Source organism: Idiomarina sp. UBA3176 (genome assembly GCF_002364295.1).
GTDB lineage: Bacteria > Pseudomonadota > Gammaproteobacteria > Enterobacterales > Alteromonadaceae > Idiomarina > Idiomarina loihiensis.
Genome location: NZ_DEXU01000002.1, coordinates 104,437 through 129,547 on the forward strand (window position 1 = coordinate 104,437; position 25,111 = coordinate 129,547).

Below are 25,111 nucleotides of genomic sequence, written 5' to 3' on the forward strand. Positions count from 1 at the left end.
AACGCTTAAAGCTTTTCAAATCTTTGTCCCACCAAACTCAACCGCTCTTTAGCCCGGGTAATTCCGGTATACAGCAGCTCTTTGCTTAGCACAGGGCTGTCATGGTCGGGCAGGACCATGACGGTGTGTTTGAATTCGGAGCCTTGAGATTTATGCACGGTCATGGCGTACACGGTTTCTATATGGGTTAGGCGACTGGGTAGTACCCAACGCACGCCGTTATTTTCAGACTGATTCTGGTCGGGAAAGGCGACGCGCAGGTGGCCGTGTTCTGGGTCTTTGAAGGTTAGGCCGATGTCGCCGTTGTTCAGCTTCAGTCCGTAGTCGTTTTTGGTGACCATAACGGGTCGGCCTTCGTACCAGGTGTTGGCGTTTACGCCGAGTATGTCGCCGACTTTTTGGTTAACGGCTTTTACGCCCCAGGGGCCTTCGCGCAGGGCGGTCAGGATTTGGAAGTTGCTTAGGTTTTGTAGGGCTTCTTGGGCGATATCGTTGATGTTGTTGGCATCGTTGGTGGTTTCGGTATTGGTCCTGACGTGGAACGTCAGGCTACCCGAAGCCGTCAGGTTACGTTTAACCAAAGCTTCGAATGCTGGATCGTCTAAGCTGCTGACTTCATACAGGCTTACTGGGTAATCTTCATCAGCGTTTCTAGCCTTTTCGAGTTCCTGTTTTGTTACGGCGTTGTCTTGTCGGTTAATGGCGTTAGCCAGGTCAGCAATAGGCCCTTTGAAGCGATAGCTTTTTCGGAATTTCACGACGTGTTGCAGGCGTTGCTTGCCGCTTTCGTCAATTAAGTCGTCTGGAAACGCAGGTGTATCGGCTACTTGCTGCAACCACTGAGCGGTGTCGTTGTGGTAATGGCCTTCATCGGCACCTTCACACAGGTTGCCCAGCACGGCGCCGGCTTCTACGGAAGCCAGCTGATCTTTATCGCCAATGAGCACCAGCCGCGCGTTTTTGGGAGTGGCTTTTAGCAGCGCGGTCATCATTTCAATGTCTATCATTGAGGCTTCATCAACTATCACCACGTCGGTGCGCAGTGGGTTGTCGGCGTGGTGTTTAAACGCGCGCGAATTCGGTTTTACACCCAGTAATCGATGCAGGGTTTTACCTTCGGGTTTTATGGCGTCTAAGGCGTCTTTTAAGCTAGCGAGCTTTGCATCACCCCGCAGTGTATTCAGCTCGCTTTCTATGGATTCGGTGAGCCGCGCGGCGGCCTTACCGGTAGGCGCGGCCAGCGATACGCGCAGCGGCGGTAGGCCGAGGAATAAGGTTTGATGCTGCAAAGCCGTTAACAAGCGCACTACGGTATAGGTTTTACCGGTCCCGGGCCCGCCGGTTATTACGCTAAAGCGATTGCGCACGGTATTCCCGCAGGCTACACGCTGCCAGTTAATCTCATCCGTCTTTTCACCACCTGCTTGAGCAAACAGCTTTGCCAGCGTGCTTTTCAGCAAGTCGTCGTTGGTAACTGGCCGGTCGCTCATGCGCGCCTGTAAATCATTCTCTATAAAGGCTTCGTACTGCCAGTAGCGACGCAAATACAGTTTGCCGCCACTTAACACCAGCGGCTGATTACCTTTGCCGTTGGTGTCTACGCAGTGGCTTTGGGTTAATGCGGTTTCCACATCGGCACCAAACTGACGGAACAACTCGCTGGGAGTATCGCAGTTTGGTGAATAGCGGTTCTCGGGTGGTAAATTCAGTACTCTTTCGGGTTCATTCTGCAGCGCTTTGACATCAGTGCTGGTATGCCCGCGGCCGGCTTCGTGCGAGGCGCACAGGGCGGCCAGTAATACCTCACTGCGCGTTTCTCCAGCTTGCTGCAAAAACTCCACAAAGGCCAGGTCTATTGAGCGTATCCAGCCGGCATCTCGCCACTCACGGAGGGCATCAAATAAGGTGTTCGAGGTTACTTCTGTCATACCGGCTCCTTATCTGAAAGGTTCTTACCCTCAAAAAGTGCGTCCAGCTGCTCTATTAACTCCCGTGGCGGCCTGTCACAAAATGCCCCGCCGGTTTCCGCCCGGTGCCCGCGTAAAAACAGATACACAGCACCACCTACGTGAGTGTCATAGTCGTAGTCACTGCCTAACCGCGCCTTTAACAGGCGATGCAGTGCCAGGGTGTAAATGACGTATTGCAGGTCGTAACGGCTGTGCAGTATTTTCTCGCGCATGGCTTGTTCGGTGTAGGCGTGGTCGTCTTCGCCCAGCCAGTTGGACTTATAATCCGCGACGTAGTATTTGCCTTTGTGCTCAAACACCAAATCGATAAAGCCTTTTAGCATGCCGTTCAGCACATTGGGCTCCAGCGCTGGTCGTTCGTGCCCCGGCAGAATGTGTTCACGAACCAGAGCATCCAGCCTTTGTGCGTTAACCTCGCTGGCACCAAACCAAAATTCCGGCTCGGCTTTGTATTGTTCCAGAGCGCTTAAGCTAATGCGGTCACCACTGTCATTAATGGGGAATTGGTTGTGCAAATAGGCATCCAGCCAATGCTCCAGGCTGTTTTGGTGTTCCTGCCAATACGGGCTGACACAAAAGCCCTCTACCAGCCCGGTACGCTCGGCAGCGTCACTCGCGATTTTCGCAAAGCCGATATTGGCGGACTCTTCCAGCAAGTTATGCAAAAACGTACCCGGCCCCGCGCCTTTGGGTAAATGATGAAGACTGTCCGAGCTTGGCTCGGCGGCACTGGCGACTTCTACGTCGTCATCATCGCGCTCGTCCAACAGGTTCATTTCATCGGGCGACTGCGGTGCCTGCACACTTTTTGTCACGGCACCTTCGTACTTAAGCGCGCTGTAACTGGCTACCCACCAGCGCTCCAGCTTACGGTCTGCGGGCATGCTGCGCGGTGTGAGTTTAGGCGTTGTTTGCTCTTGTTCCAGCGCACGGACTAAAGGCTCATCGTCTTCCAGTCGCGTTAACTGCGTATGCGGCACCCGTTGCCAGCGCTCGCTAACTTCGTTGTACAGCTCATTGGTTAATGACTCGCCGCCGTTCAGCAAGTAAAAGAGCGGGTTGTTGCGATGCTCTTTCGCCGCTTCCAGCGCAATAAAGGTCGCGTATTGCGCGCGGGTAACGGCTACGTACATTTTGCGTAAGTCTTCGGCGAGGATCTCATTACTCAAACGCTGTTTATTGTCGTCGTCTTTTGACCACAATACCTGTAGCTCACCGTTTTCATCGTGGTACACCGCCGGTGGCTTTATCCGGTAGGCTTCCGCCTGGGTGTAGGCCACAAAAGGCATGAACACCAACGGGTACTGCAGGCCTTTCGACTTGTGAATGGTGATGATTTTTATCAGTTCGTCGTCGCTTTCTAAGCGCAGTTGCTGCTCGTCACTCTGGGTGCGGCTGTTGCTGCCAAAGCCATGGCGTTCGTTCACCTGCTCGGCAAAATGGTTCACCAACGCAGGAATACCGTCCAGCACCAGGCTCTGTTGTTGCAGCAGCTCGGCAATGTGCAGTACGTCGGACAGTTGGCGTTCACCGTGAATGCGGTCTTCCATCAGCTTGGCCGGCACCTGATGGTCATGTAACAGGCTGTGCAACATGGCCAGTACGCCCTGTCGCTGCCACTGGTCGTGGTAACTTAAAAACTGCTCTACCCGCTGTTCCCACTCGCGCTCGTGGCTGTGAATATGTTCCAGCTCACTCAGCGGCAGGCCAAGCACCTGTGTGGCCAGGGCGCTGCGTATCAACGACGGGTCGCGTGGTTCGGCGCAGGCACTCACCAGCGCCAGCAGGTCTTTGGTTACGCGCTGTGCAAATACCGATTCTCTGTCCGACAAATAAACGCTTTTCAGTCCGCGGTCGCTCAGCGCCTTTTTAATGGCATTGGCTTCATTAAAGTTGTTCACCAGCACTGCAATGTCACTGGTTTTGACGCGCTGTTCGAGCTTGTCGTCGCCGTTGTAATACCCGGCCTGCGGGTCATTAAGCAGCGAGGCAATCAAGTTAGCGTGATGGTTTGCGGCAGCGCGGAAGAACCTGTCTTTATTGCGTTTTTCTTCGCCAGACACCGACCACAAGAGCGCCGGTGCAGTTTTTAAATTGCTGGATAACAGGCAATGCTTGAAAGTGCGCTTCAGCCCATTTGCACCCACTGGGTTAAAGGGCAGCTGGTTTTCTGCTTCGGTTTTAAACAGGAACGCGCCGCTCGGCAGCTCTTCGGCGCGCTCAAACAACGCATTAACGCCGTCCACCATGGCCTGCGACGAACGGAAGTTTCGGGCCAGATTATAATGCCGGCCTTCGGTATCGCGCCGGGCTTTTAAATAGGTGTAAATATCGGCGTTACGGAAGCTGTAAATGGCCTGTTTGGGGTCACCAATAAGGAAAATACCGGTGCCCGGGTGCGGCTCTGCCAGGTTATAAATGCGGTTAAAAATCTCGTACTGCACCGGGTCGGTGTCCTGAAATTCGTCCACCATAGCCACCGGATATTGCTTGCGAATAGCCGCAGCTAAGGCTTCACCACTAGGGCCCTTCAGTGCATCACGTAAACGGGTCAGCATGTCGTCGTGGCCCATTTCGGCACGCTGGTTTTGCAGTTCGGCAAAGCGACTGCTCACCCAGAAAGCGGCGTGTTGTTTTACTTTGGCCAGCTCTTCCTGCTGCTGCACTTTGCTACGTTTAATGCGATCCTGCAGCTCACCTAAAATAGCCCAGCTTTGGGGCATGCCACCGAGTTTGGCATCGGCGAACTTCTGTAACTCGCCGGTGCTTATGTTTTTCCAGTTAGCTGCAGTAGCTTCGGGCTCAACTAGGTCAGGATCTCCGCACCAGTCCGCAAATTTCTGAAACTGCTTAAGTTTGGTTGCTGCGCCTTTGGCTTGCGAGGTTTTATCGACTAACTCCTGCACAATAGGCGCAACTTCCTGCTTTATAGAGGCCATTCGTTGCTGATGGGCGCTTTCAGCTTCCTTCAGCAGGCTGTGCAAGTCACCATTGACCGGTGCCTGCCCGCTTTTGCTTAAGCTGTAAGTGAGCCCCAACAAGGTTTCGGGTGACTTAAAGTCTTCCAGTAATCGATTGCTGAGTTCAGCATCGGCCGGGTAAATAAAACGCCGAAAGTAGTCTTCGGCGGCCTGAAGGCGCAGTTCTTCGTTGTCGGTTTCAACGTCTTGGCTGAACAAACTACCGCTGGCAAAGGCGTGCTCTTTCAGCATGGACTGGCACCAGCCGTGAATGGTTTTCACCGCCGCTTCGTCCATCGACTGCGAGGCTAAATCAAGCAAACGCGCCAAGTGCATCAGGTTTTGCCCCTGCGCTGCACAGTCGTCGCGCAGGCTGGCTAAGAAAGGGTCACCTTCTACGGCTTCCGGATCACGGAAGTAAGCTGCGGCTTCGGCTAAACGTGCGCGGATACGATCACTCAACTCTTCGGTGGCGGCTTTGGTAAAGGTCATGACCAGAATGTTTTTCGGCACCAGTTCGCGGTCAAACGCAGTTTCTTCCGTACCGTTATGCGAGCCATGTCCAATAACCAAACGCACATAAAGCGCAGCAATGGTGTAGGTTTTACCGGTACCGGCGCTGGCCTCAATTAAGCGGCTGCTGTTCAGCGGAAAATCGAGCGGGTTCTCTAGCGTATGTCCTGAGGTATGTGACGGTAACTGGCTCATGACTTTTCCTCCGGCACCAGGGTTAAGCGCATAGGGTCATAAAGTTCGTCCATAAAGCGGCGGAAGTGCGGTGATGCCTGAATGGCCTGGTAACTTTCGGCAACGCGCCCGCAATAATCGCTTTTGGTGACCAGCGCCGGGTCTTGAAACCCTTCTTCTTCGTATTTCTGCCGCGCCGCTTCGTGCGCCAGCGTTTCATCATGCTCGTTCTTGTCCATTGCACTTAGCCAGGCCATGCCCACATCCAGATGCATAGGTTGAGGCTGCCTCGCTGATAAAGCCACCAGCTCCAGTATTTGTTCCAGTTGTTGTACCGCAAGCTCAGCCGGCACTGGTGCCACCTGCAACTGACACCCGCCTTTGGACACAATTAAAAGCCGTGTCGGCTTTTGTAAATTCAATAACAACAGACCAAGGTAATAAGCGCTGGCGTGCTTCCAGCCGCCGCTGTTAATACCTTTACCGTTTTTAGCAGCAATGTTGCTGGCCGAGGTAACCACCCATAGGCGCTCGCCGCTTTCATTGGTATGCAGCCCGGTTAGGGTGTCATCAATAGTCAGCCCACTGTGCTCAAAAAACACCTCAACCGGAAACTCATTCACACCCGAGTAACCGGCAATGCTCTGCTGATAGGTTTCCAGTATCTCCTGCGACTGCTCCAGCAACTGAAACCCATTTTGCTCAGCTATTGCGCCAATACCTAAAGCCCCTTCGCGCTTTATGCGGTTCAGCTCTTTTAGTAGCGAGGCTTCAATACCAGCCCCTGCCAGCAGCGCCCGCTTGCCCGCATCCACCAAACGCGTAGTCAGTGACCAGCTTTGCAGGTTATCCATCACAAAGGCTTCGCTGTCGTCCAGGTCTTCACTATTGCGGCTAAAGTAAGTATCCAGCCGCCAGTTAAAGTACAGGCGGGCGGGCTCTTCAGTAAAACGTTTAATATCATTAATGCTCAGGGTGCGTTCCAGCTCGTCGTCTGCGGCGGTTTCCGAAGCCGCGCGGCTGGTAGAAGCCACCGTGCCCTGATGCGCCTGCGCCCATTCACTGGCATAGGTAAAGTATTCCGGGTCTTCCTGGCTAAAGTAATGGGGGTTAAACGGCTGTAATTTGTGCTCAACGGTCAGGCTGTTAATGTCCACTTCCCAACCCTGTTGCAGGTGATCACGCAATTGCGCCACCAGCACCGACGGTGTGCGCTCGCTGTTGTCTTTGGCGCTGTAGCCTACCCAGCTCAAGTAAAAACAGTCGCGGGCTGAGAGCATAGCCTCCAGGAATAAATAGCGGTCATCGTCACGCCGCGAGCGATCGCCCGGCCGATACCGGTCGGTCATTAAATCAAAATCCACGCGAGGCACCGAACGTGGGTAATCACTTTCATTCATACCCAGCACACACACGTACTTAAACGGAATGGCCCGCATAGGCATTAAGGTGGCAAAATTTACCGCGCCCGCCAAAAAGCGTTGGTTTAGGTTCTGCTGGTCCACGCGCTCTAACCAGGCGTCTTTGAATATGGGCAGGCGCAGTTGTGATTCGTTATCCGCTTCTATGCAAATATCCCGCAGCTGATACAGCTCATCACCCAGCTTAGCTAACAGTAAGCGATCACTGTCTTCTTCGGCCTCGAAAAACTGTTCCAGCAACCACTCGCCCTGAGTGACCCACTCCGGTAAGGTGTGTTCACCCTGCGCGTGCTGCCACCATTGTTCCAGGGTGCGAACCACGTCCGCCAAACAGCCCACCAGCGCGGCGCTTAGCCCGGCCACTTCGGTATAAGGCTCTACATTGGCCCAGGGCGAATCGTTTTCTAAATTAACGTCTGCCAAATCACCCATGGCGTAGCCGGCTATCATGCGTTTTAAGCCAAACCACCAGCTGTTGGTTTCTTCTGCTGCCGGCATATAAAACTGCCCGCGCTGCTCGGCATTAAGTCCCCACCGTGCGCCGGCTTCTTTTACCCAGCGCTTTAACTGCGGCAGGTCATCGTCACTTATGTCAAAACGTTGCTGCACCGCCGGTACCGACAATAAATTGAATAAATCGGTCTGAGTAAAACGCAGTTGGTCAACTTGCAGCAATAGTTCCAGCGCTATCATTAACGGCCGTTGATGTCGCTCACCCTGGTCGGCAATGGTATAAGGAATGGCACGTGGGTCGCGCTCACCAAAGCGGTTGTGATACCGGCCAAATACCGCATCAATGTATGGCGCGTAGGTATTCACATCGGGCAGCATCACCATAACATCACGCGGTTTGAGTTCCGGGTCTTTGGCAAACGCGTCCAGTAGCTGGTCATGCAACACTTCCAGTTCCCGCTGCGGGCTGTGGCAAACATGAAATTGCAGTGACTTATCGGCGGTATTCGGCGTAGGCCAAAGCTCGCGGGTTTCCTGAACCGGGCGCAGATTTAGAATGTCGTCCTGCAACTGGGCGAGTAAATGGTTCGTATTATGTGGCTCAAACAGCTCCAGTTTAATAGTGTTAAACGCTTCCTGTTTGGCCAGGGTTTCGTCGTATAAATCCAGCAGGCGAATGTAGTCACGACCCTGCTTACCCCAGGAGGCCAGCAACGGATGCGCCAGCTGGTGCAGTTCGTCGTCATTGGGGTCGTCGGGCAGTTCCGGTTTGTGTTTTAAGCGCGAAGAGGCTTTGACTGCCTGCCGCAAGGCTTCTTTGCCATCGACAATGTCGGCCCAGTGGTATTGCGACGGGTTATGCACACACAACAGAATTTGCGTGTAGCCTTTTATGGCATCCAGCACCTGCAGCATTTGCTGCGGCAGCGAGGAAATACCAAACACCACCACCCGGGGCGGCAAACCCGCCGGACGCTCAGTCAGCGCCTGCGCCGTATCAATAAAACGCTGATGCAGTTCGGCCCGGTTATTCCAGTAGTCATCTATGCCAATGTCGTTACTAACTGCGCGCCACAATTCCGGCTGCCACAACTGTTCGGCTTCAACTGGTTGTTCCTGCTCCAGCACATCCTGACCACGCACCCAGTTATCCAGCCAGTCGGCACGGTACACCGCGTACTGATCAAACAAGTCAGCCAATCGCCCGCTTAACTGATACAGCTTGCGACCGTCGTTGTCGTCGGAGGTATAGTGTTTAAGCGGTGCAAAGTGTGGGTTGTGCTCGATAAGCTCAGGCAAAAGACGCATTAATCGCCAGGTTAGGCGGTCTTTATCAAAGGGAGAGGTTTTGGGGATGTCGTCACCGAGCACGGCTCTGTATGCCTGCCACTGAAACCTTGCCGGCAGGGTGACATCTATCATGGCAGCAATGCCACTGGCCTGGGCTAAATTAATTTTCAGCCACTGGGCAATACCGTTACTTTGCACCAGTACGGTTTCCTGCTCCAGCGGCGCCAGCGGGTAGTTTTGGGTGAATGTAACCGCCACATCGGTTAGGTCTTCCAGCCGATGTCCATGCGCGACAATAAAGCCGGGGGTCAATTCACTCACTCGCTGCTCTCCCTAAATGTGGTTTCATACAAAGCCATGGTATCGTATCTTTTAAACGAAACCAGCATTAAACAATTCTGTTGCAATAAGGCAAGTTCATGGAAATCTTTATCGCTGTATTTTTCTTCGCTTTCTCAACCACCATAACACCGGGCCCTAATAACATTATGATCATGTCGTCGGGGGTGAACTACGGTATTAAAGCCAGCCTGCCGCACTTTCTGGGCATCTGTTTTGGCTTTCCGGCTATGGTGTTAGTGGTTGGTATGGGTTTCGGTTCCATATTGGAACAGTTTCCACTACTGCACCAACTGATAAAGATTGCCGGCACGCTTTATTTGCTCTGGCTGGCCTGGGTTATTGGCTCACAAACACCGAAAACCATTGAAAAAGGCGACCGCAAACCCCTGACTTTCTGGCAAGCGGTGTTGTTTCAATGGGTTAACGGTAAAGCCTGGGTTATGGCAACGGGTGCGGTTGCTGCATTTACTACCGTAGCTGGAACGCTTTGGTCCGAAGTAATAGAGATAACAGCGGCCTTTTTGGCTGTAGCCTTCCCTTGTGTAGGAATTTGGCTCATTGCAGGCGCCGGATTGCGTCAATTGCTAACCAACCACACCGCACAAAGAATTTTTAATATTTCCATGGCCTTACTACTGGTCTTTTCTGTGCTTCCTGTCGTAGAGGATATATTACAATTTTATTTTGCTTAAATCTTTGTTTGATTAACATAAAAATAACAATGTAAGCTAAACTCGTTAACGGTTAATCGAAAGATTATGAAAAGAACAGGGGTGAGCCATGGATCCAAAAACTGCGCAAATATCTTTTGATCAGCTTATCTCTGAACTGTCGACCCGCCTTATTAACAGCGAGCCGGCTGAAACTTACGAATGTATAGAGGAGGTAATTGCTGCTATCGGCAATTACACTGACACTGATCGTTGTTACGTATTTGAGTTCGACGACAATATCCAAAATATGACCAATACCCATGAGTGGGTGAGAGACGGTTATCAAGCACATATCACCGATCTTCAATCGGTTGCGTTAGAAGAACTTCCCTGGTTTTTTGAGCAGATAAAAACCCATCATAAATGCATTGTAGATAATATTGATTTATTACCTCCAGAGGCTACAGCCGAAAGAGCCGAGTTTGAGCGCGAGCAAATTAAATCAGTTATTTGCGTTGGGCTGGTCGCAAACCAGCACCTGCTGGGTTTTGTCGGTTGCGACATGGTGCGACAAGAACGGCAGTGGACACCGGAAGAAATTCGTCGTCTACGGCTGGTTGCCGATATGGTAGCGAATACGCTGGAGCGCCAGCGCACCTATTCCGAGCTCATCCATACACAACGAGCATTGGAAAAGGCCAACCGCCTGCTACAAGCACAAGTAGCACAGGACGGCTTAACCGGCATAGCTAACCGCCGCGCTTTCGATGAGCGTATTACTAACGAAATACAGCGAGCCTCGCGTCATAAAACACCATTAGCTTTGCTTATTATTGATATTGACCAGTTCAAACCATATAACGACCACTATGGGCATTTGCAGGGTGACCAGGCTCTGAAGTCTGTTGCTGACGCCATGTTTGATCAGTTACAGCGGAATACCGATTTTCTGGCTCGTTATGGTGGCGAGGAGTTCGTTGCGGTTATTTCGGCTACCGATGAAGAAAAAACGAAAGAAAGTATGAACCAGCTGTTAGAAGCTGTACGGAAGTTGAAGATAAAACATAAGCCCTCGGAAGTTGAAGATTATCTAACCATAAGCATTGGGGGCTACATTCTTAAGCCCGGGGCCGATGAAAGCACCGAGGACTTAATTGCCTGCATGATATCTAAAGCAGACTCAGCGCTGTATCGCGCTAAGTCTGATGGTCGCAACCGGGGTTACTTAGACGCTTAGTTCCAGCCGGACAGCTGTTTCTGAAGCTCTTTATCGTCAACCTTTTTCAGGTTGGCAATAACCTGCTGAGACTGCTCGTCATTGCCTTTCAGGGCAAGCAGTTGAGCTAACCGAAAGTTTGCCCAGTGGGCTTTTGGCGCGCTGTCCGGTAATTCAGCGTCCAAATATTGTTGCAGTGCCTCAATACCTTTATCCAGGTGTTCTTCCGCCAAAACAGAGGTTTTGCCGAATTGGTATAAAGCCATTACAGGAGCTTCACCTTTTCGCGATTCACCCTCAGCCGCTTGTTCAAAAAAAGAGAACGCATTTTCATAGTTCCCGTCTTTTTGTTCCTGAAAGCCAAGATAAACCAGAACGTCGGCGTTATTCGGATGCTCAGCTAAAATTTCATTCACTAGCGTCCGCGCCTGCTCGCCTTTTTCATGATGTTGCAGGTACTTAACTCGGGCAAATGCCCCTTCCACCGCATCGATTTCTCTCATCGCCTCAATTTGCGCTAATGCTTTTTCGTCATCACCACCGGCTATTGAAGGTGCCATCATATAAAACTGCAGTAACGTCGTGCGATATTCCAGCGAACCAGGCTCAAGCTCTACGGCTTTTTCGAAAGAGTCTACAGACTTGCCAGCATAACTGAGCGCACTGAAAAAAGAGTCCTGTGCCTGTTGGGCCATAACAATGCCCCGTATATGCCAGGCTTCAGCATTTTCAGGTTCATTTTTGACCCAGTCTTCCACGGTATCTTCGGCGTCATCCAGCTGCTCAGCACTTAAGTGCTGTTGAATCGTTTCCTTAGTTGACTCCCCGGCATAAGCGCCGGGGAGAAAAAAGGTCACGATTAGCATCAATACAAGCCATTTCACAATAACTCTCCTTAGTTAGGCTTTTTTCTGCTCTTTAACCCATTGATCAACACGGCGCTCCAGAATATGCAGCGGTAGTGCACCACCACCCAGAACGGTGTCATGGAAGCCGCGAATATCGAACTTGTCACCCAGAGCATCTCTGGCTTCTTCACGCAGTTCCAAAATGCGGATCATGCCAATTTTATAAGCTGTTGCCTGACCCGGCATAACCAGATAGCGACGAACTTCTGAACGCACAGCACCTTCAGCAATCGGCGTATGTTCCTGAAAGTACTTAACCGCTTCCTCTTCGGTCCAGCCCTTAGCGTGCATACCGGTATCCACAACCAGACGTACCGCACGCCACATTTCCGTGGTTAAGCGACCAAAATCAGAATAAGGGTCTTCATAGGCACCCATTTCCTTGGCTAATTGCTCTGAATATAACCCCCAGCCTTCGCTGTAAACAGTAAAGCCAGCCTGAGTACGGAATTCCGGTACGGACTCCAGCTCCTGCGCAATGGAAATTTGCATATGGTGACCCGGGTTACCTTCGTGATAGGCAATGGCTTCCATTTCATTTTTCGGCATAGAGCTCATGTCCGACAAATGCGCATAGTAAATACCCGGGCGATCACCGTCAGGCGAACCTGGATAATAGTGCTGGGCTGCGCCGTCTTGTTCACGGAAGGCTTCAACGCGTTTCACTACCAAGTCGGCTTTTGGCAAAATACCGAAATATTCCGGTAGCTTTTCATTAATGTAAGCTAGGTATTCGCGCGAATCTTCCAGGTACATCTCTGCGCCTTCGTCATTGTTCGGGTAGAAGAAGCGCTCATCGGTACGGATATAATCAAAGAAGTCCTGCAAATCGCCGTCAAATTCGACTTTCTCTTTAATGGCTATCATGTCATTGGTCAGACGCTCGACTTCATCAAGGCCTATTTGATGAATTTCCTCAGCCGTTAAATCTGTGGTGGTGTAGTTCTTCAGCAAAGCATTGTAATAAGCTTCGCCGTTTTCCAAGCGATGCACACCGGTTGCGACTTCGTCGGTGTTTTTAATATCGCTTTCCAGGAAGCTAATAAGTGCTTCGTAACTTGGCTGGAAACGCTCTAGTAGCACTTTGCGCACTTCTTTCTCGTATTTGTCGGCTTGTTCGGAGGAGATAACATCATTTTCCTGAAGCGAGCTAAGCTTGTTCTTAGCATCTTCAAGCAAGCTTGAGTCGCCTTCCTCGTCAAACGGCGCGCCGGAGGTCAGCCCTTTAGCTTCTTTAATAATTTGCTCATACGCAAAACGCGGCGCGCGAACTCCATTTTTTACTTGCTGCTCAGCGCGTTGCAATAGCTGCTCAATGGCCGTTGCACCGCCTTCCAACCGGGGAATATAAGCTTCCATGTCTTCGGCATTATCAACCCGGTGGAAGTTGATTAAAAACTGCGGTAGGAAGGTGTGCGCGCCGCGCATTTGGTCAAATACGTAGTCCATGCCGCGGAATTCGGCATTACGCTTGGCTTGTTCGTACTGGTAAACCCAAACGTCGTAAGACGTCTGAGCTTCCAGGTTTAGCTTGTCGTAGTCAAAGTTAGCTTTCAGCTCTTCAACGGTTCCTTCTAACCACTCTAACTGCTTTTTCTCTGCGGCTACGGTCATATCGTCAATGTCGCCGTAGCGATCTTTGCGGCCCAGGAAGGTCATTTGAATAGGGCTTTGCTGAAGTTGTTCTTCGTACTTTTCCTCAAACCACTGATTCAGACGTTCGGTTTCAGATTGCGAGCTTTGCTCAGTCTGTTTAGGTTGCTCAGCAGCCGTTTGAGAATTTTGGCCAGAATTGTTCTCTTGCGGTTGCCCACAAGCCGTTAATAAGCCCAAAACAGCCAGGGCGACAATGGAATAACGCATAGCAGTGTCCTTTATTCTTCTTTTGATACAGGAAGAAAAACTATAGCGTGCTTGTTACACTAATGGAAATGCTTAAATTATAACCGAAGAGTTTATGGCGAAACCGAACAAGAAAGGGCCGGTACGCACCGTGCAGATTTCTTGTCTGCAGTGCAAAACGCCCATATTTAAATATCGCAAAGGTGGCAAAGGCGCTTTAGTAAAATGCTTTATTGAGCGGATTGTTGAAGACCACACGACCACACCATGTCACTGCCCGGGATGTGGGCAGGAGTTTGCGCGCGAAACCATGATACGCGGCACCCCTGCTTACAAAATTATTGGCGGTAAAGTCCATTCAAAATAGGTGCAGCATGTCAGTCTCAATTAGTGAAAAAACCAAACAGGCTTACCAACACGCCGTTGAACAGGCCAGCGCGTCGCTTTTGCGGCAACCGCAAAACTCAATGGCCGACGAGCTGAAGCTGCTTGCGGAGCAACTGCAACCGAATGAGAAAAGAGACGTTTATGGCAGCGGCTCGCTTATTAATAATTTTGAAGAAGAAGTGGCAGAATTACTGGGCAAACCCGCAGCGCTGTTTTTACCAACCGGTACTCTGGCACAGCCTTTGGCTTTGCGCGTGCATGCCGATGAGCGCCAGCGCAACGGCATAGCGTTGCACCCAACCTCGCATTTAATGCTGCACGAACACATGGGGTTTGAAGCTTTATGGAAGCTCAACGGCACTACCACGGGTTTTGCCGATAAACCCATAACGCTTAACGACCTCAAGTCGGTGCAAACGGATGATTTAGCAAGCGTACTACTGGAGTTGCCCATGCGCGAAATTGGCGGGCAACTGCCGAATTGGGATGACTTAGTCATGCAGTCAGAGTGGGCCAGACAACACAATATTGCTATGCATCTGGACGGTGCGCGCTTATGGCAAGTGCCAGCAGCGTATGGTTGCTCACTGCCTGAAGTCTGTGAGTTATTTGACTCGGTTTATGTCAGTTTTTATAAAGACTTAGGCGGTATTTCAGGAGCGATACTTGCGGGCTCAGAGGGCTTTATTGAGCAAGCGAAAATCTGGGCTCGCCGCGCTGGGGGTAATATTATTACGCAATATCCGCAAGTACTGTCTGCCCGCCACGGCCTGAAGGAAAACCTGCCAATTATGCCGGAAGCCGTAAATTACGCCCGCGCACTTGGAGAGGCACTTAGCGCACTGAATGGCGTACGAGTTAACCCAGAAACACCGCAAGTAGCCATGTTCCATCTGCATTTTGCTTTAAAAGCCAATGAACTCAGTGAAAAAATAACGGATTATGCCAGCAATACCGGGGTCGTATTATTACCACTGCCAAGAGCTGAAATGAACAACGAAGCTATTTGCGAAGTTTCAATTGGCAGAAACGCCATGTCGCAACCACAGAGTTTTTGGCTACGACACTTTAAGGCGTTTTTGGAAACACTCTAAGTTATTAATGCTGCTTTTTGCGGTCGCCCTTGTGGTGTTTGCGATGCTCGGCCAACACATGGTTCAGTGTGTCCAAGTAGCTTTTACCAAAGCCTTTAACGCGCTGTTTATTCATTTGTTCAGAACCCAGATGAATTTCTTCCAGCGAATTCGCTGCAATATCCAGTTCTTTGCTTAAACGCGCCAGCGCCACTTCCAGTGTGTAGGTCAGTTCATGAACTTTAGCCATGTCCTGTGCAGTTAAATCGCCATTCACGATTTCCTGCAGTTTCGCGTTATACTCGTTCAGGTTCATAATAGCCTGTTCCAGATTCTCGGCGGGCTCTGGTTTAAAATGTTGGTATTGCTGATCATCGTCGTCGGCCATTGCCGCTACGTTAAAAAGCAGTGCTGCGCCTGCGACCGTCATGGACAAAAGTTTCATAAAAACCTCATTTATTGTTAATAGTTATCATTATTGTTCATGTGTCCGTTTTTTACAAGATGAACGGCGGTGAACCTGATATGCTTTAGCTTGATGTATCTCAAGGAGTGAAGCAATGTTTTCCTGGTTTGAGCGCCGATTAAACCCTTTTCCTACGGAGGAACCGACTCAGGCTCCTACCGGATTTTTTGCATTCTGCTGGCATTTTACCAAAGGGGCGACCCCTTTTATTGCAGTAACCGCGCTGCTTATGGCCGCTATTGCCATTGCCGAAGTCTGGTTATTTGGCTTTTTAGGTCAAATTGTTGACTGGCTGTCAGCGCAGGACAAAGAAACCTTATTAAACGATCAGTTCTGGCCATTGCTTGGAATGAGCGCGATGGTTTTAATCGGTCTTCCCTTACTGGTCTGGTTTCATTCTATGCTAACCCACCAGACGTTGTTGGGTAACTTCCCCATGCGCATTCGCTGGCTGGGGCACCGCTACCTGATGAAACAGTCCATGAGTTACTATCAGGATGAGTTTGCCGGCCGGATTGCCACCAAATTAATGCAAACCTCGCTCGCGCTGCGGCAGTGCATCATGACCTTTATTGAGGTTGTGAACTACGTCGCGGTCTACTTCCTGGGGATGTTTGTCATTATTGGTAGTGCCGACTGGCGAATGATGCTGCCACTAGCTTGCTGGCTTATTCTGTACGCCCTGTTGTTACGCTTCTTTGTGCCTAAACTGGGTAAAATATCAGCTGAACAGGCCGATGCCCGCTCTAATATGACCGGACGCATTGTCGACTCCTATACCAACATTCAAACCGTTAAGTTGTTTTCACACTCGCTGCGCGAGGCTGAGTTTGCGCACGAGGGTATGGACACCTTTTTGGGGACAGTGCATAAGCAAATGCGCCTGGTTACCCAGCTTTACGGCTTTCTCTACTTTATAAACTGCGCACTGTTGTTCGGCTCTGCCGCCACCGCCATTGTGCTGTGGATGGATAATGCTGTGACTTTAGGCGCTGTTGCTGTCGTTATTGGTCTGGTTCTGCGCTTGTTTGGTATGTCGCAAATGGTCATGTGGCAAATGTCGACCCTGTTTGAAAGCATTGGTACCGTTCAGGACGGTATTGGCTCTATTGCGGTGCCACAGCGCATTGTCGATGAACCCAATGCGCCCGCTTTGAATGTGACTTCCGGCGACATTAATTTTGACCATGTTCGCTTCCATTATGGCAAAGGTCATAGCGTTATGGATGACTTTAATCTGCACATTAAACCGGGTGAAAAAGTCGGTATTGTCGGACGCTCAGGTGCAGGTAAATCCACGCTGGTGAATTTGTTGTTACGTTTCTACGACGTTGAGGACGGCGAAGTTCGTATTGATGATAAGCCCATTCATAAAGTGCAGCAGGACAGTTTGCGCGCGAACATTGGCATGGTGACTCAGGACACCTCTTTACTGCATCGCTCAGTACGCGACAATATTTTGTACGGGCGCCCCGATGCCAGTGAAGAGGACTTAATGAAGGCAATACAACAGGCGCATTGCGAGGAGTTTATTGCGGACTTAAGCGACAGCAAAGGTCGTACCGGTCTGGATGCCCATGTCGGCGAGCGCGGCGTGAAACTCTCAGGTGGTCAACGCCAGCGAATTGCTATTGCCCGTGTCATGCTAAAAGACGCGCCCATTCTGATTCTGGACGAAGCAACCTCAGCGCTGGATTCGGAAGTAGAAAACGCCATTCAGGAAAACCTGTATAAACTCATGCAGGGTAAAACGGTTATTGCTATTGCCCACCGCTTATCCACTATTGCAGCTATGGACAAGCTGGTAGTAATGGATCAGGGGGAAATTATTGAGCAGGGCAGCCACGAACAGCTGCTTGCTCAGGATGGACTCTACGCCAAATTATGGCGCCACCAGTCCGGTGGCTTTTTAGCGGAAGAAGCTTAATGAGTGAGCTCGTACGCTTCGTCCGACTCAACCTTGGCGAAGCGTACGCCCAGTTCCATTAGCCGTTTTTTGCCCCGGGCTGTCATGTCAGTAATAAACTGAAACTGCTGTCGGGGGTCTATCGGGTAGGCTTTTAAGCGATACTTTGTGCCCCAGGGTTGTTCTGCTGCAGTAACCGCTATTGGCTTACCCAGTTGCAGATAAGGGCTGGTCAACGCTACTTCTTCCAGCGCGTCGCGAATTTGATAGGCGTCGGCTTCCGGCTGAGTATAAAACTCAGCAATGCACATTAAGCTGGGACCACCGTTATTGGCATTATGGATGAGGTTATCCCAAAGCTTTAAGTGCGGTACCCAGATGACCGTGTCGTCGCTGGTCACTAATTCAACGGTTCGCATACCAATGTGTGTCACTTCACCATAGGTTCCGTCTACCTCTATCCAGTCGCCGGGACGGTAAGGCATCTCATGAACGGCAACCACCCCGGCAATTAAGCTACTTACATAATCTTTTAACGCAAAGCCTATCGCCAAACCGGCGGCGCCCAGGGTCGCCACCATGTTTTGCATTGTTGGCTCAATAATACGCGGAATGATCATCACCAGGGCAATAACCAGAACCAGTATGCGGATCATTGGCACCATGGCCAGAATGTATAATCGCCTTTTTCCGTGCAAATGCGCGGCTACCCAGGGTAAAACGCGCTGGGTAAGCCAAACGACGGCCAGTGCCAGGGCAAAAATCACAGCAATTTCAAAAATGGCGAAGCCGTCCAGCGACTTGAATAGCCCGGCAACGTCTTTTACTGAACCTGTTTCCATTACTTTCTCCTAAGCCCGCACCGTTAAAACCGGTCTAACCAAAAACCGCGGGACATGAGCAAATCCCTGACAACAGGATAGCCGCGTGCAGTGACATACCAAAGCTCTTGCTCAAGCTCAATCAAGCCGCGTTGTTTAAGTACCTGTAACTGAATTTCAAGCTGGCTACCGGAAACTATCGGCAACGCCTGCACTAACTGTGTTTTAGTCATCCCCCGATGCAGCAGCAGGGCATAACAAACAAAAGCAGTGGCATCGTTTATCTCTGAGGGCAGCGCCGGTGTGTCAAAGGCCTTTTCGCTGCCACGTTGATAACGGTCAGAATAGGCCGCAGCGACACCAGCATTACCCCGGCTTAACGCGGCTAAAGCGCGTAAACGACCATCTCCGCGAGCCAGCCCCAGTTGCTCAAGGGCGTTTTGATCCAGCCCCTGCAATGTCCATAACTGATTTACCGGCACCGGCCAGACTTTTTCCAGAAAAGCCCAGGCCCAGCTGTCACAGACAATAACGCCTTTACCCGCTTCACCGGACAGTACCTGAGAGAAGAATTCCCGGACCCAGCGCAAACCGTTCGTCTGGCGCAGAAAGCTGTGTGCTAACTGCGGCATTATCCAGGGGTTATTATCATCGGACTTAGGCGAAAACTCCGGCATAGGAGAATCATCAGGGTCGCAAAGTGACTCTCTGTCGGGCAGGCTCACTTCCGCTAGACTATGCTTCTCAGCCCACTTTTGCACCGCTTCCTCAACACCAGAGTGAGGTGGCGCAATAATCCAGCGTAAGCTGCTATCGTCATCGTCATTTAACCAGTCAGAAAAGCAATCATCCAGGGTCTCTGCAGCGGTATCAAAACTCAGTTCTAGTACTTGCGATTGCTCTTCCTCACCTTCATGCTCTTGCTCAGGCGTGACCCAGCGAACAAATTTTTTCCACCACTTTTTTATCTTTATCGTGGTGGGCACGGCAGGTTTTTCATAGTCATCGACTGTTACCCATTGCCATGTTTTTTCTGGCTCTTCGGCCATCCTGAGAATCCTTTTCACAAATAAATAAAGTATTGCTTAGCCCCGATAATAGAGTGCCTTGAAGCAGAGTCCAATGAAAATTTTGCAACCCGACTCTTGAAACCAAATTGAGCAGTACACATATAGAAGTTAAGGCAGGTGTCTCTGAGAGAGCCGCCTTAACCGACACATGGTGTGTCACTTAATTAAACATTTTAAAGTTATTGCTTCAAAGGAGAATGACTATGGCAACTATCGACTTAAGCCCTCTATATCGTAGCAGTGTAGGTTTTGACCGCATGGCATCTTTGCTGGATTCGGCACTACGCTCAGATACTGGTGCAACCGGATATCCTCCCTACAACATTGAACTGGTAGCAGAAAACCAGTACGCCGTTACACTGGCGGTTGCAGGTTTTGAAGAGGATGATCTGGAAATTGAAGTAGAGAACGGCGTACTTCGTGTGACCGGCAAAAAAGCCGAAGAAAACGAAAAACGCGAATATCTGCACCGCGGCATTGCAAACCGTGCCTTCGAACGTAAGTTCAGCCTGGCTGAGCACATTGAAGTCACCGGCGCAGCCTTAAAGAACGGTCTGTTAACGGTCGGCCTGGTGAAGAATATTCCTGAAGCCAAGAAACCGAAACGTATCGACATTAGCAGTTCAACTAAAGACCTGCTGCAAGATCGTTCCAAAAGTAAGGAAAGTGCTGCTTAAACTTAAGCACTGGATGAGGGGCGGCAATTAGCCGCCCTGTTTTTCCTGACGTTGCCACTCTACTGGGTGCCCACAGACGAACCCCTGGATATAGTCTACGCCCAGCTGAGTGAGCTTAATACGTGCTTCATCACTTTCCACACCTACTGCACATACCTCAATATCAAGAACCTTAGCAATGCGCACACAGCTGGCGACCAGCTCCGCATCAACCGCATCTACCAGCATGTCCTGCACCCAAAACCTGTTAACCTTAATTTGCGTTAACGGTAATTGCCGCATAAGCCGGAACGAATTAAAGCCGGTACCAAACTGATCTAAAGCAGTACCAATACCTAAGTCCTTAAGCTCTCTGAACAGACGGTAAGTTTCATCAAAATACTCATTGGCATCAGGTTCTGCCACCTCAAAGACCAACTGCTCCGGCTGTAATATAGAATGCTTCAGGATTTGCTCTATAAAGCGAATAAAGTCGACATCTTCCAGACTTTGCGCGGACAAATTAATATGACAGCGCCAGGTGCGATTAGCTTCAAAGGGTTGTTCATTAAAATGCTCAATAACTTCCCTGACCAGCCAGCGGTCAGCTTTACCCATAACGCCTGCATTAAGAGCGGCTCGTAAAAACTGCTGCGGAGCAATAGCCTCGTCACTCTCGTTACCCGGCAGTCGCAATAACAACTCGAAGCAATGCTTATCTTCGCTTTTTGCGGCACTGACCAGTGGCTGCGCAAACAACTGCCAGTTTTCTTCCCGCAGTGCTTTTTTCAGCCGCGCTTCCCACTCTTCCTCAGCTTGCCCAATTAAACGTATCTGATCAGCTTCGCTGTGCGTGTGTACTCTGTAGTCACCCTGCTGCATTGCCAGCTGCACGGCTTCCCGGGCTTGCCTCATGATAGTGCTGGCGGCCAGACTTTCGTCATGACTGTAAGCAATACCGGCGTGACCTGTCAGCTGAAAAATACGTTTTTCACTACTAAAACGAAACTCTCTGCAAACTTGCAGTAAACGATGCGCCTGAGCGAACGCCGCTTGTTCATCTTCGTTCGTCAGCAGCGCAATTTCTGCTTCACTTATGCGTGCGACACGTGCGCTTTTAGGTGCTTTTTGCTGTAAGGATAATGTCAGCTGTAGTATGGCCTGATCACGACCATCAGCGCCGGCTTGATCCGCAATAACCTGCAAACCATTAAGACGAATAATGGTAACGCTGGTTGTCTTTTTTCTATCCAGACGGGATTGCAGCAGGCGCCGAAACTCGCGCACATTTAATAAGCCCGTTACGGCGTCGTGATGTGCCAAAAAGTTAAGATGAACTTCTGCTTCCATACGTTTTGTTACATCGGCCATACGCCCGGTATTGTCAGGAAACAATTCAATATCGAGCCACACTTTACGACCATCAAGCCGCTCAATAGAAATCAGTTGCCGTTGGCCTTCAATGCTAAAACCTTTTGGCCAATGCATCTGAATTTGCTTCAGCGAATGAGCGGCCAGAATTTTTATCATTTGCCGGTTAACCTGTTTAATACTGCCGTCAGGGTTAACTCTGAACCAACCTTCTCCGGTTCGTTTTAAAATACGCCATAAACGCCGTCTTAAAATTTTGCGGTTACGTTTTAAATTGCTAATACGCTGTACCAGGCGACTAAATCGGTAGCGCTCAAGCGCCAGCAAAAACATAGTTGTGACTAAAGTCAGGCCGCTGTACAACAATAACCCGGAAAGCCCTTCCCATATTGGGTTATAGCGCGGTGAAACCAGCAGCCAGGCGGATATAATGGTCAGAACCATCAATACCGTTTGCCATTTATGACCCGCCACAGGTTGCTTCTGCAGGCTACGGCCAATAACCACTCCGCCCCAGAGCAATAACGCATTAATTTGCCAGGATACAGAAGCCAGCCGCCAGGGCTCCGACAGCCACGGCAACAAAATGGTCAACGCAATTGCCACCATCATTACTGCATAACCAATACGGTTGAAACGGGAGAACTTGAAGCGAAAACGCGACCATTCCCATATAAACCAACTAAGAGCCAGGATCAGGAGCTGGCTGATATACACCTTCAACTCCGCAGCAATGTCCGGTGAGTATGGTGTAAAATAGGTAATCCAGATGCCACTGTGTGATAGCAGCGAAAGAGTAAAGGTTAATGTCAGACCGCCAAAGGAAATTAACAGGAGGCTACCGAACAACCGCGCTGAAACAGCCGCTGCTAAAGCCAGCAGAATAAGAATACCGGCGTTAACCCCCAAAGCTGTTTGTTGCTGCTGAAGGCGTAACTGTAAGTCGCCCGGCTGCCACAGACCTATAGACGGCATTTGTTCCGGCCATTGCTGCACCGACACAGCCAACCAGACAATTTTGTTAGCGGGTAAGGTTACCGGAAGAATTTGCTCATGAGACAAATAATTTCGCTGTAATAGCGGGGTGGAAAACCGGCTGATGCTGCTGCTTTCTATTTGCCCATTTTTATCCAGTAAATAAACCCCAACTTGTTCCAGGTAAGGGTCGCCGAAATGCAGGTGAAGAGTAAGCGGCGCGTTACTGCGATTAAACAAAGAAACCACGCCCCAGACATTGGGTCGTTCACCTGCGTAGTTATGATCCTGTAACTCCTCAGGGCTTAACCATCGCTGCGGTTCATCAATAGCAATGCTCTCAACTTGCAGGTTGGCATTGACCACCCGGTAATTGAAGTGTTCATTCAGCATTAAGCGCGAGCTTTGCGGGGAAACGGTTAGAGGATCCTGAGCAAAAGCCGGTGGTATCAGAGTCAACGCTAACAGTAGTCCGGCAAACAAGTAGTTAAACATAACCATGCTCCACCAGGAGTGCTTTTACTGTAGCTTCGGGTTCTTCCAGAGCTTGTAACCAGACGGCATCACAAATTTCCGAGTAGAACAGCAGCCAGTGCCGCTGGTTAATACTCAAACGCCAGCAAAACTGGTCCGCAGCCCATTCTTTTTCACGGATGGTAGCACCAATACGCTCACAAAGTTCGTTCACCCAAAGCTCATGGTCAGCTTCCGGTGGCGTACTTTTTAGCGTAATGACGTTGTCTTCCATTGTTACTCTTTACCCGTTAAATAATTGCCGCTCGCTGGCTCCGGACAAGAAAGCTTCCACGGCCTGCATAAACTCATTGCCATAACGTGCCAGTTTAACTTCTCCAACACCATTGATTTCTAACATATCTTTGGCTGTTGTGGGATAGTGTACGCACATTTCCACCAGTGCCGCATCACTGAACACCACAAAAGGCGGCACCTGATCACGGTCAGCAATGTCTTTACGCAACTTACGCAAACGCCGGAACAAAATTTTATTATAGTCACCCCGGTCGGTAATTCGGGTTTTGGTTGCAGTTAATTCTATTCGCGGCTTAGCCAGTTCCAGCGGAACTTCGCCTTTTAACACAGGGCGGGCTGCATCAGTGAGCTGAAGTGCTGCAAAACGCCGAATGTCCTGCAGAATAAGCCCCCGGTGAATCAGCTGCCGTAACACCGAAAACCAGTGCTCCTGAGTTTCCGACTTGCCTAAGCCGTACGTGCTCAACTGGTCGTGTCCCAGCTCGAGAACACGTTGGGCTTTTGAACCACGCAAAACCTCAACTACATGGTTAATACCAAACTGCTGACCGACTCGGTATACACAGCTCAGTGCTTTTTGAGCGTCTTCCAGACCGTCGTAGCGCTGGGGCGGATCCAGACACAAATCGCAGTTTCCGCATTCCTTATCCGAGTATTCATTAAAATAATTCAACACCACCAGCCGCCGGCAGGTCTGCGCTTCTGCCATAGCCTGCATAGCTGAAAACTTTTGCGCCTCGACCAAGCGCCGCTGCTCATTCTCCTGATCTTCTATCATGCGTCGTATCCACTGCGCGTCACGTGGGTCATAAAGCATGACAGCCTCGGCTGGCAGACCATCTCGGCCAGCACGCCCGGTTTCCTGATAGTAAGATTCAACGCTGCGGGGAATATCAAAATGAATGACAAAACGAATGTTGGGCTTATTAATACCCATACCAAAGGCCACCGTCGCAACAACAACATCTATGTCGTCACGCAGAAACTGGCGCAGGGTGCTTTCCTTTATCTGGTGCTCAATACCGGCATGGTAGGGTGCAGCGCGCACCCCGGCTTGCTGCAGACTTTCCGACAGCTCTTCGGTTTTTTTGCGGCTGCCGCAGTAAATAATTCCGGCGGCGCCTTTTTGCTTTTTAACGTAGTCACGAACCTGCTTCAGCGGCTTGTACTTTTCCTGCACCACGTAACGAATATTGGGGCGGTCGAACGAGCTGCGATGCACCAGAGGTTCGCGCAGACACAGCCGTTCAATAATATCGTGCTGGGTGGCAGAGTCTGCGGTTGCCGTTAATGCCATAAAAGGCACATTGGGCAGGTAATTACGCAGCACTCCAAGTTTGCCGTATTCAGGCCGGAAGTCATGTCCCCATTGGCTGATACAATGGGCTTCATCCACCGCAATAAAATTCAGCTTTAAGGTTTGCAGGCGTTCAATAAAGGTTGGTTGTAAAACCCGCTCTGGACTTACATAAAGCAGCTTAATGTCACCGCTCTGAAGCCCTTGCATGGTTGCCATAGATTCTTGCGATGACACCCCGGAATGCAGCGTCGCTGCGGAAATATCCAGAGCTTTAAGTGCCTCGACCTGATCCTGCATTAACGACAGTAACGGTGAAATAACCAGGGTAAGGCCGTCACCACAAATAGCCGGCAACTGGTAGCACAGCGACTTACCGCCGCCGGTTGGCATCAGCACCAGAGAGTCACGCCCTTGCATAGCGGCCTGCATAATATCCTGTTGGCCATCACGAAACTGATGATAGCCAAAGGTAGATTCAAGCTGCTGCTTAAGCGGATCAAATTGTGCTTTTTCGGCGGTACTGCTGTGCATGGTTATATTGACTTCCCGAGTAACATGCTCTTATTGTAAGCG

The 25,111-nt window shown here is 50.4% G+C and carries 17 protein-coding genes; 6 read left to right on the forward strand and 11 right to left on the reverse strand.

Annotated elements, in window-relative coordinates:
* Positions 1-5: 5 nt before the first annotated feature.
* Genes recD through recC form a run of 3 tightly spaced genes read right to left on the reverse strand, consistent with a single transcriptional unit; the run spans position 6 to position 9,102 of the window.
* Positions 6-1,928: an exodeoxyribonuclease V subunit alpha gene (gene recD, locus B2U97_RS00800; protein WP_286823532.1), complete on the reverse strand. Its 1,923-nt coding sequence runs from the start codon at positions 1,926-1,928 to the stop codon at positions 6-8.
* Positions 1,925-5,638, reverse strand: coding sequence for an exodeoxyribonuclease V subunit beta (gene recB / locus B2U97_RS00805; RefSeq protein WP_286830139.1), 3,714 nt, complete (start codon positions 5,636-5,638; stop codon positions 1,925-1,927). The genes recD and recB overlap by 4 nt, the downstream gene beginning before the upstream one ends.
* Positions 5,635-9,102 carry an exodeoxyribonuclease V subunit gamma gene (gene recC / locus B2U97_RS00810; protein ID WP_286823536.1) on the reverse strand — a complete coding sequence of 1,156 codons (3,468 nt, stop codon included), beginning with the start codon at positions 9,100-9,102 and terminating at the stop codon, positions 5,635-5,637. The genes recB and recC overlap by 4 nt, the downstream gene beginning before the upstream one ends.
* A gap of 98 nt (positions 9,103-9,200) precedes the next feature.
* Here recC and B2U97_RS00815 point away from each other — a divergent pair, with 98 nt between their 5' ends.
* Both B2U97_RS00815 and B2U97_RS00820 read left to right on the forward strand, forming a co-directional pair.
* Positions 9,201-9,815, forward strand: a complete 615-nt coding sequence (locus B2U97_RS00815; RefSeq protein WP_110013522.1) for a LysE family translocator — start codon at positions 9,201-9,203, stop codon at positions 9,813-9,815.
* Between the two features lie 88 nt (positions 9,816-9,903).
* The gene (locus tag B2U97_RS00820; RefSeq protein ID WP_110013523.1) at positions 9,904-11,013 is read left to right on the forward strand and encodes a sensor domain-containing diguanylate cyclase; all 1,110 of its coding nucleotides are present in this window, start codon (positions 9,904-9,906) and stop codon (positions 11,011-11,013) included.
* Here the strand turns inward: B2U97_RS00820 and B2U97_RS00825 are convergent.
* Complete coding sequence (locus B2U97_RS00825; protein WP_286823537.1) at positions 11,010-11,876, reverse strand: tetratricopeptide repeat protein; 867 nt, start codon at positions 11,874-11,876, stop codon at positions 11,010-11,012. The two genes, B2U97_RS00820 and B2U97_RS00825, sit on opposite strands and share 4 nt — an antisense overlap.
* Positions 11,877-11,891: 15 nt before the next feature.
* Positions 11,892-13,763 (reverse strand): DUF885 domain-containing protein, encoded by a 1,872-nt coding sequence (locus B2U97_RS00830; protein WP_286823538.1) that lies wholly within the window; start codon positions 13,761-13,763, stop codon positions 11,892-11,894.
* Positions 13,764-13,857: 94 nt separating this feature from the next.
* On the opposite strand from B2U97_RS00830, the gene B2U97_RS00835 reads away from it, so the two are divergent.
* Both B2U97_RS00835 and B2U97_RS00840 read left to right on the forward strand, forming a co-directional pair.
* The gene (locus tag B2U97_RS00835) at positions 13,858-14,109 is read left to right on the forward strand and encodes a hypothetical protein (protein WP_011235762.1); all 252 of its coding nucleotides are present in this window, start codon (positions 13,858-13,860) and stop codon (positions 14,107-14,109) included.
* A 7-nt stretch (positions 14,110-14,116) separates the two neighbouring features.
* Complete coding sequence (locus tag B2U97_RS00840; RefSeq protein ID WP_272989733.1) at positions 14,117-15,223, forward strand: threonine aldolase family protein; 1,107 nt, start codon at positions 14,117-14,119, stop codon at positions 15,221-15,223.
* A 4-nt stretch (positions 15,224-15,227) separates the two neighbouring features.
* Here B2U97_RS00840 and B2U97_RS00845 read toward each other — a convergent pair whose 3' ends face one another.
* Positions 15,228-15,647 carry a DUF6746 family protein gene (locus B2U97_RS00845; RefSeq protein WP_272989736.1) on the reverse strand — a complete coding sequence of 140 codons (420 nt, stop codon included), beginning with the start codon at positions 15,645-15,647 and terminating at the stop codon, positions 15,228-15,230.
* Between the two features lie 115 nt (positions 15,648-15,762).
* Here B2U97_RS00845 and B2U97_RS00850 point away from each other — a divergent pair, with 115 nt between their 5' ends.
* Positions 15,763-17,595 (forward strand): ABC transporter ATP-binding protein, encoded by a 1,833-nt coding sequence (locus B2U97_RS00850; RefSeq protein WP_272989739.1) that lies wholly within the window; start codon positions 15,763-15,765, stop codon positions 17,593-17,595.
* Here the strand turns inward: B2U97_RS00850 and B2U97_RS00855 are convergent.
* The gene (locus B2U97_RS00855) at positions 17,592-18,416 is read right to left on the reverse strand and encodes a mechanosensitive ion channel family protein (protein WP_272989742.1); all 825 of its coding nucleotides are present in this window, start codon (positions 18,414-18,416) and stop codon (positions 17,592-17,594) included. The genes B2U97_RS00850 and B2U97_RS00855 overlap by 4 nt on opposite strands.
* Positions 18,417-18,439: 23 nt before the next feature.
* Positions 18,440-19,444 (reverse strand): hypothetical protein, encoded by a 1,005-nt coding sequence (locus B2U97_RS00860; RefSeq protein ID WP_272989744.1) that lies wholly within the window; start codon positions 19,442-19,444, stop codon positions 18,440-18,442.
* 224 nt (positions 19,445-19,668) lie between these two features.
* Between B2U97_RS00860 and B2U97_RS00865 the strand changes: the two genes are divergently transcribed.
* Positions 19,669-20,142: an Hsp20 family protein gene (locus tag B2U97_RS00865; protein ID WP_011235768.1), complete on the forward strand. Its 474-nt coding sequence runs from the start codon at positions 19,669-19,671 to the stop codon at positions 20,140-20,142.
* 27 nt (positions 20,143-20,169) lie between these two features.
* On the opposite strand, the gene B2U97_RS00870 is transcribed toward B2U97_RS00865, so the two are convergent.
* Genes B2U97_RS00870 through recQ form a run of 3 tightly spaced genes read right to left on the reverse strand, consistent with a single transcriptional unit; the run spans position 20,170 to position 25,069 of the window.
* Positions 20,170-22,962, reverse strand: coding sequence for an EAL domain-containing protein (locus tag B2U97_RS00870; RefSeq protein WP_286823539.1), 2,793 nt, complete (start codon positions 22,960-22,962; stop codon positions 20,170-20,172).
* Entirely contained in the window at positions 22,955-23,215 is a 261-nt protein-coding gene (locus B2U97_RS00875) for a DUF3630 family protein (RefSeq protein ID WP_011235770.1), read from the reverse strand. Before B2U97_RS00875 ends, B2U97_RS00870 begins: the two co-directional genes overlap by 8 nt.
* 9 nt (positions 23,216-23,224) lie before the next feature.
* Entirely contained in the window at positions 23,225-25,069 is a 1,845-nt protein-coding gene (recQ, locus tag B2U97_RS00880) for a DNA helicase RecQ (protein WP_286823540.1), read from the reverse strand.
* Positions 25,070-25,111: the final 42 nt, after the last annotated feature.

Coding starts and splice junctions, on each gene's coding strand:
- recD (WP_286823532.1), bottom strand. CDS start 1,928: ATGACAGAAGTAACCTCGAACACCTTATTTGATGCCCTCCGTGAGTGG.
- recB (WP_286830139.1), bottom strand. CDS start 5,638: ATGAGCCAGTTACCGTCACATACCTCAGGACATACGCTAGAGAACCCG.
- B2U97_RS00815 (WP_110013522.1), top strand. CDS start 9,201: ATGGAAATCTTTATCGCTGTATTTTTCTTCGCTTTCTCAACCACCATA.
- B2U97_RS00820 (WP_110013523.1), top strand. CDS start 9,904: ATGGATCCAAAAACTGCGCAAATATCTTTTGATCAGCTTATCTCTGAA.
- B2U97_RS00830 (WP_286823538.1), bottom strand. CDS start 13,763: ATGCGTTATTCCATTGTCGCCCTGGCTGTTTTGGGCTTATTAACGGCT.
- B2U97_RS00835 (WP_011235762.1), top strand. CDS start 13,858: ATGGCGAAACCGAACAAGAAAGGGCCGGTACGCACCGTGCAGATTTCT.
- B2U97_RS00840 (WP_272989733.1), top strand. CDS start 14,117: ATGTCAGTCTCAATTAGTGAAAAAACCAAACAGGCTTACCAACACGCC.
- B2U97_RS00845 (WP_272989736.1), bottom strand. CDS start 15,647: ATGAAACTTTTGTCCATGACGGTCGCAGGCGCAGCACTGCTTTTTAAC.
- B2U97_RS00850 (WP_272989739.1), top strand. CDS start 15,763: ATGTTTTCCTGGTTTGAGCGCCGATTAAACCCTTTTCCTACGGAGGAA.
- B2U97_RS00855 (WP_272989742.1), bottom strand. CDS start 18,416: ATGGAAACAGGTTCAGTAAAAGACGTTGCCGGGCTATTCAAGTCGCTG.
- B2U97_RS00860 (WP_272989744.1), bottom strand. CDS start 19,444: ATGGCCGAAGAGCCAGAAAAAACATGGCAATGGGTAACAGTCGATGAC.
- B2U97_RS00865 (WP_011235768.1), top strand. CDS start 19,669: ATGGCAACTATCGACTTAAGCCCTCTATATCGTAGCAGTGTAGGTTTT.
- B2U97_RS00870 (WP_286823539.1), bottom strand. CDS start 22,962: ATGTTTAACTACTTGTTTGCCGGACTACTGTTAGCGTTGACTCTGATA.
- B2U97_RS00875 (WP_011235770.1), bottom strand. CDS start 23,215: ATGGAAGACAACGTCATTACGCTAAAAAGTACGCCACCGGAAGCTGAC.
- recQ (WP_286823540.1), bottom strand. CDS start 25,069: ATGCACAGCAGTACCGCCGAAAAAGCACAATTTGATCCGCTTAAGCAG.